Source organism: Providencia vermicola (assembly GCF_020381325.1).
GTDB lineage: Bacteria > Pseudomonadota > Gammaproteobacteria > Enterobacterales > Enterobacteriaceae > Providencia > Providencia vermicola.
This window is the reverse complement of record NZ_JAGSPI010000004.1, coordinates 33,886-45,509: the sequence shown is the minus strand read 5'-3', so window position 1 is coordinate 45,509 and position 11,624 is coordinate 33,886. Positions and strand designations below refer to the sequence as shown.

Below are 11,624 nucleotides of genomic sequence, written 5' to 3'. Positions count from 1 at the left end.
TAAGCGATTATTTTTCATGGTAGGGGATAAGCATGTCGCAGCAATCGAACAACCATAATGCGAACCAAGAAACTGAGATCCAATTTACAGAGTTAACGGTGCCGAAAGGTTCCTCGTTGAAATTAAGTGTGTTAGATGAAGAGCCACAAGCGATTGTCGATGCGCTGACTGAGTTCTTTAAGCAACATAAGGTCGTCAGACGGGCTTTTATGGTGTCAGCGCTTGAAGATGAAGAGGGTGACGAAAACCCTATCTTAATGATCGCATTGGAATTTACCACGGGTGCAGAGAATATCGATACGATTATTCATGAAGCGGGCACATTAGCTTGTGAGTATTTAAATGATGACGAATCGATTGATTTTTGTGTGGTCAATGAACATGAAAAAGGCATTAGTCATTTTATTACTCAACATGTTCAGCCGTTTTATCAGCGCCGTTTAGGCAGTTTTTTACGTGACACTATCCCTGTAAAAAACACCTGATAAAATCACGTATTGAGTGGGGAAACTGTATTTTCTCACTCATAAACAGATTGTTGATAATTAATTATTACGTATATTTCACTGCCTATTTATAAAATATCCCGCATTCCCACTGTTTTAGCCTCTGATAGTTTTTTCCGTTTTGTCTGATAGGTCTTTTTATCACATTCTGTTAAATTATGTTGATGAATGAAACAAATATCTATCGTTTTCATTTATGCATAATTTAAAGCCATTCTAAATGCATAATGGGTTTTAACCTCCTGTTAAAACCTTAAAAAAACAGAATATTTCTCACTAATTAAAGGGCGGGCGGTAATGAAACAACAATCTAGTTGGGCTTCATTGGCGGGTCTAAAAACGAAAAAACACTATATTGCAATCGCATTAGCATCAGTCGTGGCATTATCTGGTTGTGATGACACCGCGAAAGAGCCAACCACAAAAGAAAACAATGTTGCATCGTCGACAGAAAATCAAACCAAAACGGCCCCCGTTGCGGAGCAAAAAAAAGCAGCACCAAAACTCTCCACTGAAGAGTTAGTTAAAAAATATGCAGGGAAAGATTTAACAGTACTGGATGCGTCTGAATTGCAGCTTGATGGTGCAAGTGCGATGGTCATTACCTTCTCTGTTCCGCTACAAGCAAATCAAGATTTCGGGCAGTTTGTGAACCTGATTGATGTGAAGTCAGGGAAATTAGATGGGGCTTGGGAACTGTCTGATAATCAAATGGAACTGCGTTTTCGCCATTTACCGCCGTCAAAAGAATTAAACCTTACTATTAATCCAGGTATTAAAGCGGTTAATGAGCGCACTATTTCTGAAACGTTCGATAAAAAGTTCACCACGGCGCAAATCATTCCTACCGTTGGCTTTGCTAGTAAAGGTTCTTTATTACCAAGTAAAGTGGCACAAGGCTTGCCTGTTATTGCGTTGAATGTCGATAAAGTGGATGTGAATTTCTTCCGTGTGGATGAAAAACAGTTACCGCAATTTTTAGCTCAGTGGCAATACCGCAGTAATTACGAGTATTGGTACTCCGAAGAATTTCTTGATAAGGTTGAACTGGCCTATACAGGGCGTTTTGATTTAAACCCAGATAAAAATACCCGCCAGACCATTTTATTGCCGTTGAAAGACATCAAAGAACTTCAGCAAGATGGCGTATACCTTGCAATCATGCAAAAAGCGGGTTCATACAGCTATCAATTCCCTGCGACAGTATTCACTTTAAGTGATATTGGCGTATCGCTGCACAGCTACCAAGACCGTGTGGATATTTTCACTCAGTCATTAGCCAAAGGTTCTGCAATTAAAGGCGTGGAACTGCGTATTTTGGATGAAAAAGGCCAATTAGTGACCAAAGGCACCACTGATGGTGACGGGCATGCACAATTAGATAAATTGGCTGGCGGCAAGTTATTACTGGCAACCCATGATGGGCAGACCAGTATGATCGATTTGACACAACCTGCGTTAGACCTTTCTGAATTCGATATTTCAGGGCCAGAAGGCTTTGCAAAACAATTCTTTACCTTTGGCCCGCGTGATTTGTATCGTCCTGGTGAATTATTGCTGGTCAATGGTTTACTGCGTGATGGTGATGGTAACCCCGTTAAATCTCAGCCTGTTAAAGTTGACATCTTAAAAACCGATGGGCAAGTGGTGCGCAGCTTTGTTTGGCAACCTGAGGAAAACCAAAATGGGTTATATCAATACCAATTTGAAATTCCAAAAAATGCCGAAACTGGAGGCTGGTCATTACGCTTTGATTTAGGGGATGGCTCACCTCAGCGTTACTATAAGTTCAATGTTGAAGATTTTATGCCAGAGCGCATGGCATTAGAAATCGTTGGCAGTGATGTGCCGCGTTTAACCAGTCAATCCGTTGATTTTGATATTCAAGGTCGTTATTTGTATGGTGCACCAGCGGCGAGCAATGAGCTGCAAGGGCAAATACTCCTAAAAGCGAACCGTGAAGCTGTCGCAAAATTGCCAGGCTTTGAATTTGGTGCCGTTAATGAAGAAGGCTTACCACGTAAGTTGGATGAATTTGACCTGACACTCGATAGCAATGGTGAAACGGTTATTTCTATCCCAAATAGCAATTGGAGTTCGACTCGTTCACCAATTTCTGCGGTTTTACAGGCCAGCTTATTAGAAGCGGGTGGTCGCCCTGTGACGCGCCGCGCGGAACAAGCGATTTGGCCAGCGGAAAAACTGGTGGGTATTCGCCCATTATTTGCGAAAAAAGAAATCTATGATTATCGCACTGACCGTTATGTAAAACGCCATAATGTGGACGAAAATTCACTGGCGGAGTTCGAATTAGTCATGGCGGATGCGGCGGGTAATAAACTCGCTGCTGACAACTTAACTGTGCGTTTAGTGTATGAGCGCCGTGATTATTACTGGAGCTGGTCTGAAAGTGGTGGCTGGTCATCCAATTATGACCAAAAAGATTTAGTGATGGCGAATGAAAATATCGCGATTGCAAAAGACGGTACTGCCAAAGTCTCGTTCCCTGTGGATTGGGGCGCGTTCCGCATTGAAGTGCTGAACCCAGAAAACCAGTTAGTCTCTAGTCTGCAATTCTGGGCGGGCTATTCATGGCAAGATAACACTGGCGGAAGCGGTTCTGTGCGCCCTGACCAAGTGAAATTGAGCCTGAACAAACCTGCTTATTTACCCGGTGAAAAGGCGAAAGTTCGCATTGAATCACCAAAAGCAGGTAAAGGCTATGTTCTACTTGAATCGAGCAATGGCCCACTGTGGTGGGAAGAGATAGATGTGCCTGAAAAAGGTTTAGACATTGAAGTGCCTGTGAATAAAGAGTGGGCACGTCATGATTTATATATCTCAGCAGTTGTCGTTCGTCCGGGTGATGACTCGAAAGAAGCCACCGTTAAACGTGCGGTAGGTGTGCTGCATCTGCCGATTGCGGATGAAAACCGTAAAATTGCTTTAGCGTTAACGTCGCCAGATAAAATGCGCCCGAACCAAGACTTAACCGTGAAGATTAAAGCGACAGCGCAAGATGGCAAGCCACTTCCTGAAAAAGTGAATGTGCTGTTATCTGCGGTGGATACGGGTGTACTGAATATCACCGATTTCAAAACGCCAGACCCATACGACGCATTCTTTGGTCGTAAGCGTTACAGTGTTGACCAATATGACGTTTATGGTCATCTGATTGAAGGGCAAGGTAAAGTTGCGAACCTGCGTTTTGGTGGTGATAGTGAAGAGGCTGCGCTGGAACGGGGCGGCATGAAACCACTGACGGAAGTGCAAATTATTGCTGAACAAGCTAAGCCTGTCACATTGGATAAAAATGGGGAAGGGGAAGTTTCCCTCGCAATCCCTGATTTTAATGGTGAACTGCGTGTGATGGCACAGGCGTGGAATGAAAAAGATTTCGGCCATGCAGATAGCAAAGTGATTGTTGCCGCACCGTTAGTGACGCAAATGTCGATGCCACGTTTTATGGCGGGTGGTGATAAGTCCTATTTCGCCCTCGACCTGACTAATATGACAGACAACACGCAAAACCTGACCGTGAATTTCAAAGCGTCAGGCATGGTGAAGTTGGATGGTGTGACGAGCCGTGAATTAGCGCTGCCAAAAGGTAAACGCACGACAATCAATTTACCTGTCACAGCTGACTATGGCTTTGGTCAAGGTGAAGTGTCGATGACCATTAATGGTATGAAGATTGACGGGGAAGCGAACAAAGATTACAGCAACAGCTGGAAAGTGGGCGTGCGTCCTGCTCAACCTGCGGAAACTGTCGCGTTTGCAACCGCAATTGAACCAGGTACAGTGTGGTCATTACCAACGAATCAAATCGCGGCATTGAACCCTGAAACTCTAGAAGGGCAAGTGCTGTTAACTAGCCGTCCACCGTTAGATATTTCGCGTTATATTCGCGAGCTATTTGCGTATCCGTACGGTTGTCTTGAGCAAACCATCAGTGGTTTGTATCCGTCGTTGTTCTCCACACAAGCGGAGCTAAACAAATTAGGCATTAAAACGCAAACAGATGCGGATCGCCATAAAGCGATTGAAATTGGTATTCCACACTTGTTAAGCATGCAACGCGGCGACGGTGGCTTCTCTTTATGGGATAGAAACGGCCGTGAAGAATACTGGTTAACGGCTTATGCCGCAGATTTCTTAAACAAAGCGAACCAACGTGGCTTCACTGTTCCGCAAGATGCACTGAGCAACGCCAATACGCGTCTGTTAAGTTACTTGCAAGATGGTAATCAAATCAATTACCCATACACTGACAACCTGCCAGCAGCGCGCTTTGCGACACAGGCGTATGCAGGTTTAGTGTTAGCATCACAGCAAAAAGCGCCATTAGGGGCATTACGCCAGCTATACAGCCAAAGTAACAATGCAATCAGCGGATTACCATTGGTTCAGTTAGGGGTAGCATTAAATCTGATGGGGGATAAATCCCGTGGTGAAAGTGCGATTATTGAGGGCTTGAAAAAACAACGTACTGGTTATAACTATGTTGGTGACTACGGCTCAGTAATTCGTGATGATGCAATGATTATTGCGTTATTAAATGAATACAATTTAATGCCGAAATCCCGTGACCAAAAACTGCAAACGTTGTCAAATAACCTGACCTCAAAGCGTTATTTCTCAACTCAAGAAAGCAATGCATTGTTCTTGGCGGGTCGTTTCTACTTGAATGAGTCTGAAGCACCGTGGAAAGCGTTAATTAACGGCCAAGAACCGCCGATGATTTCGGACAAACCTGTCAGTGAGTTCTTAAGTAAAGGCCAAATTCAAAACGGCTATAGCATTGAAAACAGCGGCACAAACACATTGTATACGCGTCTGAATGTGGTGGGTTATCCACAACGTTCACCGAAACCAATGTCGAACGTACTGGGGATTCAACGCAGTTACTTTGATATGAAAGGTAACCGTATTTCACTGGATAGATTAAGAAGTGGTGAAATGGTGGTGGTGAAACTGGAAGTTCAAGCATCGCAAAGCGTGCCAGATGCTTTAGTTGTAGATTTGCTGCCTGCGGGCTTAGAGTTGGAAAACCAAAACTTAGCTAATAGCAGCGCGAACTTAAGTGAATCAGCACCGAACTTGCAAGAACTGATTGATGACATGCAACAATCGCAAATTCGTCATATGGAATACCGTGACGATCGCTTTGTGGCTGCCGTTGAGGTTCAGCAGTATCGCCCAACAACCTTGGTTTACTTAGCGCGTGCCGTGACACCGGGTGTGTATAGCATCCCTGTCCCACAAGTTGAGTCAATGTATGTCCCTGATTGGCGTGCAACTGGCTATTCAGAAGGCCAAGTCGAAATCGTTCGCTAATTATCACTTTAAGCCCTTATATTGTGTAATATAAGGGCTAAGTTTGTTGACAAAGCGGGATAAAAGCGTGGTTTTTCCCGCTTTGTGTTATCAGTCGAAAATCAATGAATTGATTTTCCTAGTTTGTTTACAAAACCAATTCAGACGGCTGACAAACCTAATCGGTTTTTCAGCTATCTGAGCCCTCATGTTGTGGAATATAAGGGCTTTTCTTTACTTCTTTTTCGGTACACCCATCAATGAAAAAATGGTTACGTCGCACAGGCATTACGTTCGTGTCTTTGGTCATTTTGCTGCCGTTATTATTTTTAGCCGCAGATAAAATTTGGCCTTTGCCAATCAAACAGGTTGAAATGGCACGAACTGTTGTGGCTGCCGATGGCACGCCACTGTGGCGTTTTGCGGATAAAGATGGAATTTGGCGTTTTCCTGTCAAAATTGATGAGGTTTCTCCTGATTTTATCGAAGCGCTATTAACCTACGAAGACCGTCATTTTTATCGTCACCCTGGCGTGAACCCTTTTTCATTAGTGCGCGCGGCAGGGCAGTTTGTTAGCTCAGGGCGAATTGTATCTGGTGGCAGTACCATTTCCATGCAAGTGGCACGGCTTATCGACCCCCATGAACGTACTCTGGGTGGAAAATTAAAGCAATTGTGGCGAACAGCTCAACTGGAATATCATTATTCAAAAGATGATATTCTCGAAATGTATTTAAACCGTGCGCCTTACGGGGGCACGATAGAAGGTATTGGAGCGGCAAGCTGGGTGTATTTGAATAAATCCCCTGCCAAGCTTACTGCCAGTGAAGCAGCGTTATTTGCAGTGTTACCACAAGCACCAAGCCGCTTACGACCAGACCGTTATCCAGAAAGGGCACAAGCGGCGCGAGATAAAGTGCTGGATAGACTTGAAGAATACCAAGTCTGGAGCCACGAAAAAGTGGCAGATATTAAGCAAGAGCAAATTTGGCTCGCACCACGTAAAAATCCACATTCTGCCCCTCTGTTGGCTCGACGAGTGACCAAAGACACTCAAGAGTCGATCATTGAAACAACCATTGATGCCAGTTTGCAAAGTCAACTGGAAGACATGGCTATGAACTGGAAAAACCAACTTCCCAAGCAAACTTCCTTGGGGATTTTAGTGGTCGATCACACGGATATGGCGGTGAAAGCCTATATTGGTTCGATAGACTTCCAGGATAATAGCCGTTTTGGCCATGTAGATATGGTCAGCGCTTGGCGTTCTCCAGGCTCGACATTAAAACCGTTTTTATATGCATTAGCGATGGATGATGGCTTGATCCACGCTGAATCATTGCTACAGGACGTGCCTAGGCGTTTTAATGATTATCGACCAGGTAACTTTGATAGTGGTTTTAACGGCCCTGTGAGCGTGAGTGATGCGCTGGTGCGCTCATTAAACTTGCCCGTAGTGCAACTATTAGATGTGTATGGCAGTAAGCGATTTACCGCACAACTGCGTAACGTGGGGACTGAATTACGTTTCCCTGTGGGCAGTGAGCCAAATTTGTCGTTGATCTTAGGCGGTACAGCAACGCGGATGGAAGACTTGGTGTCAGCTTATAGTGCGTTTGCACGCAAAGGCAACGTGTCGCCGCTGCGTTTTAAACCGACGGATGAAATTCGCGATAGGGCATTGATGTCACCGGGTGCAGCATGGATTGTCCGTCGTATTATGGGCGGAGAAGCACGTCCAGTTCCAGAGGCTAATTTATCAGGGCAACTGAACTTGGCTTGGAAAACGGGGACAAGTTACGGTTACCGAGATGCATGGGCGATTGGTGTCAATCCGCGATATACCATCGGGGTTTGGGTTGGAAGACCTGATGCCACACCTGTCGCTGGGCAATTAGGCGTTGCAACAGCCATCCCAATTATGAACCAAGTCAATGGCATGTTATTGAGCCGAATTTACCTCTCTCATGAGACGCTACCAAAAGATACTAAGCCCGCAAGTGTTAGCCAAGCGGTGATTTGTTGGCCAGGGGGGACGGCGTTACTAAAAGACGATAACAACTGCCGTCAGCGGCGTTTAAGTTGGGTTTTGGATAACACCATCCCGCCAACATTAATGGCGCGCGATCAAGAGTCATTATTAGGGCTAAGGCAAAAAATTTGGGTCAATGACCAAGGTTTACAGGTAGCGGCTGATTGCCCAAAGGCCCAAGAAAAAGAGGTGCATTTGTGGCCAATTACGGTTGAGTCTTGGTTGCCTTCAAGTGAAAAACGTGAAAATCGTCTACCAAAAGCCGATTTAAGCTGCCCGCCATTGAAATTAGAAATGCCACCGTTATTGATTTCGGGTGTGCGTGATGGGGAAGTTTTACAGCGCTTACCAGGGAAAACTAGCTTGGATTTACGCTTAGTCACACAAGGTGGGCAAGGGCAGAAATGGTGGTTCTTAAATGGTGAACAAGTGAACTCCACTGAGCAAAATGGCTCTATTTTGCTTACGCTTGAAAAAAGCGGAAACTACCAAATATCTGTTTTAGATTTAAGCGGGCAAGTCACTGCGCTAAACTTTAGAGTTAAGTAACAGAGGAAAAACGTGACTTACCCGAAAAAATAGTGTTTTTTGCTATAAAAACTTTAACAAAATGTTGTTGTGACTGTAGGAAATTGTAATCAGAGCCCCTATAATCAACGCCTTATTTTTCTTTTTCCTAGGTGTGCTGATTTTTAGAGGCAAAAACCCTAATATCCGAATTAGAAATAATATAAAAAACTACAACATGCCCCTATTTTACGTTCTTGCATCCTAACTTACAGGGAAGAGCAAAGAATAAAGGCCTAATAAATCGCTAAGAGGTTATTTATGACTGTTCAACGTACATTTTCTATTATCAAACCAAACGCTGTGAAGAAAAACGTGATTGGTGCTATCTACAACCGTTTCGAAAGCGCGGGTTTCAAAATCATTGCTGCTAAAATGATGCATTTAACGCGTGAACAAGCTGAAGGCTTCTACGCTGAACACAAAGGCCGTCCTTTCTTTGATGGTTTGGTTGAATTCATGACATCTGGCCCAATCATGCTGCAAGTGTTAGAAGGTGAAAATGCAATTCAACGTCACCGTGACCTGATGGGCGCAACTAACCCAGACAACGCATTAGCGGGTACTTTACGCGCTGACTACGCAGACAGCTTCACAGAGAACGCAACTCACGGTTCAGATTCTGAAGAGTCTGCTGCACGCGAAATCGCGTATTTCTTCACTGCTGACGAAATCTGCCCACGCTAATAAACTAAACAGCAAAGTGCATTAGCATTATTGTTGTAAAGTTTGTACAATGCCACGCCCTGCTATAATTAGCAGGGCGCTTATATTTTTAAGACTACTCAAAATCTACGTCGTGCTGAAACCAGCACTGCCGAAAGTGTAACAACGAGGCAATACACATGTCCGATATGACGACTGATGCACAATGTGCAACATCTTCCGCTATTTCTGTCACACCAGAAAAAACGAATCAAAAAGTTAACTTACTCGATTTAAATCGCAAGCAAATGCGTGAGTTTTTCGCACAAATGGGCGAGAAACCGTTCCGTGCCGATCAGGTGATGAAATGGATTTACCACTACTGCTACGATGATTTCGAGCAAATGACGGATATCAACAAAGTCCTTCGTGCTAAGTTACAAGAAGTGGCTGAAATTCGCGCTCCTGAAGTGGCAGATGAACAACGTTCATCGGATGGTACCATTAAATGGGCGATTAAAGTTGGCGATCAACTGGTTGAAACGGTATACATTCCAGAGGCTGACCGCGCAACATTGTGTGTCTCATCCCAAGTGGGTTGTGCGCTGGAGTGTAAATTTTGTTCCACAGCGCAACAAGGTTTCAACCGTAATCTGCGTGTTTCCGAAATTATTGGTCAAGTTTGGCGTGCCGCAAAAATTATTGGTTCACTAAAATCCAGTGGACGCCGCCCAATTACTAACGTTGTGATGATGGGAATGGGTGAACCATTACTTAATTTAAACAATGTTGTTCCTGCGATGGAAATCATGTTGGACGATTTTGGCTTTGGTTTATCAAAGCGCCGAGTCACGATTTCAACGTCAGGTGTCGTTCCTGCGCTGGATAAACTCGGTGATATGATTGATGTGGCATTGGCGATTTCACTGCATGCACCAACTGATGATATTCGTGATGACATTGTTCCAATTAATAAAAAATACAATATCGAAACCTTCCTCAATAGTGTGAATCGCTATCTGACAAAATCGAATGCGAATGCAGGCCGTGTCACTGTTGAGTATGTGATGCTTGACCACGTGAATGATAGCGTAGAACAGGCGCACCAGTTAGCTGAATGTTTAAAAAATACACCAAGCAAAATTAACTTGATCCCATGGAACCCATTCCCTGGAGCACCATATGGTCGAAGTTCAAACAGTCGTATCGATCGTTTTTCTAAAGTATTGATGGAATACGGGTTTACGACTATAGTTCGTAAGACTCGTGGTGATGATATCGACGCAGCTTGCGGTCAATTAGCTGGCGATGTGATCGATAGAACCAAGCGAACGTTGAAAAAACGTTTAGCAGGGGAACCTATCCAAGTAAAATCAGTCTGATTTATAGATATTATCCAATAAGTGAGTTAGGTAATGTTTCAAGGCGTTTTTAAGTTAGGCAAAACGCCTTTGTTCACCTACAATAGTGAAGCAATAAGATAAATTTAATTGTTGTTTCAGAACTATGATAAATTCTGACGAATAGAGCTTATAAATATTTGCTTTATATTTTTTTAACTTGGAAATAGTGTTGCCAGCAAATGACTATCGAAAATAATACCGAACAAACTGCAGTCACTGTAGGACAATTATTAGCGCAGGCACGTCAGCGCATGGGGCTAACGCAAGATGTTGTTGCAGAACGATTATGCCTTAAAACCAGTACGGTAAAAGAGATAGAAGAAGACATTGCTCCTGCTGGTGTTGAACCCACCTTTTTACGTGGTTATATTCGTTTATATGCGCGGATGGTTGGTGTACCAGAAAGTGACATTAAGGCGTTCATGAAAGTGGAAGAGCCTGTTCCTCTGGCGAAAGTATCGCCAATGCAAAGCTACTCGTTGGGTAAAAAACACAAAAAACGCGAAGGTTGGTTAATGAAACTGACGTGGTTGATTGTGATTATCTTGATAGCCATGGTAGGCATTTGGTGGTGGCAAGACCATAACGCGCAAAAAGATGAATTAGTTTCGATGGCAAATCAAAGTGATTTGGTTTTGTCTCAACAAGACAACAACACCACCCCCGTTGAATTACCGAATCCAATCGATGATTCCTCCATTACAGTGGGAACAGCGGTGTTGGAAAATACGTCAGAAACATTGACTCCAGAAGGCGCTGTATCAAATAGTGCTTCTGAACAAGCAAACGTTAGAACCATTCCATTACCGAATGCACCTCAATCAACTGTTTCACAAGACAGAACACAAAATACGCAAACGGAAGATCCTGCACCTGTTAGTGGCAGTGCATTAGTCCTGAATTTTACAGGGCAGTGCTGGTTAGAAGTTCGTGATGCGAATAATAAAATTTTATTCAGTGGCGCTAAGAATAATGGTGATAAACTGGAACTGGATGGCACAGCGCCTTACCGCTTGAATATCGGTGCGCCTGCTAATGTCACCGTTCAATTCCAAGGTAATACCGTTGATTTAAGCCGTTTTATCAAAGCGAAGCGTCCTGCGAAATTCAAGCTGCCAGAAGCTTAAAAAAATATTGTAAAGAAGAAGCAAACT

Annotated in this window: 6 protein-coding genes; all 6 read left to right on the top strand. The window is 43.8% G+C overall.

Annotated elements, in window-relative coordinates:
• Positions 1-32 precede the first annotated feature (32 nt).
• The 6 genes from KDJ85_RS06860 (at position 33) to rodZ (ending at position 11,597) form a co-directional block, all read left to right on the top strand.
• The gene (locus KDJ85_RS06860) at positions 33-485 is read left to right on the top strand and encodes an enhanced serine sensitivity protein SseB C-terminal domain-containing protein (protein WP_225819013.1); all 453 of its coding nucleotides are present in this window, start codon (positions 33-35) and stop codon (positions 483-485) included.
• 318 nt (positions 486-803) lie between these two features.
• On the top strand, positions 804-5,843 hold the full coding sequence (locus KDJ85_RS06855) for an alpha-2-macroglobulin family protein (protein WP_225819012.1): 5,040 nt from the start codon (positions 804-806) through the stop codon (positions 5,841-5,843).
• A gap of 239 nt (positions 5,844-6,082) precedes the next feature.
• Positions 6,083-8,404, top strand: coding sequence for a peptidoglycan glycosyltransferase PbpC (pbpC, locus tag KDJ85_RS06850; RefSeq protein ID WP_225819011.1), 2,322 nt, complete (start codon positions 6,083-6,085; stop codon positions 8,402-8,404).
• Positions 8,405-8,683: 279 nt separating this feature from the next.
• Positions 8,684-9,109: a nucleoside-diphosphate kinase gene (ndk, locus tag KDJ85_RS06845; RefSeq protein WP_206082453.1), complete on the top strand. Its 426-nt coding sequence runs from the start codon at positions 8,684-8,686 to the stop codon at positions 9,107-9,109.
• A gap of 158 nt (positions 9,110-9,267) precedes the next feature.
• Positions 9,268-10,449, top strand: coding sequence for a dual-specificity RNA methyltransferase RlmN (rlmN, locus tag KDJ85_RS06840; RefSeq protein ID WP_206082452.1), 1,182 nt, complete (start codon positions 9,268-9,270; stop codon positions 10,447-10,449).
• Positions 10,450-10,649: 200 nt separating this feature from the next.
• Complete coding sequence (gene rodZ / locus KDJ85_RS06835; RefSeq protein ID WP_225819010.1) at positions 10,650-11,597, top strand: cytoskeleton protein RodZ; 948 nt, start codon at positions 10,650-10,652, stop codon at positions 11,595-11,597.
• Positions 11,598-11,624 lie beyond the last annotated feature (27 nt).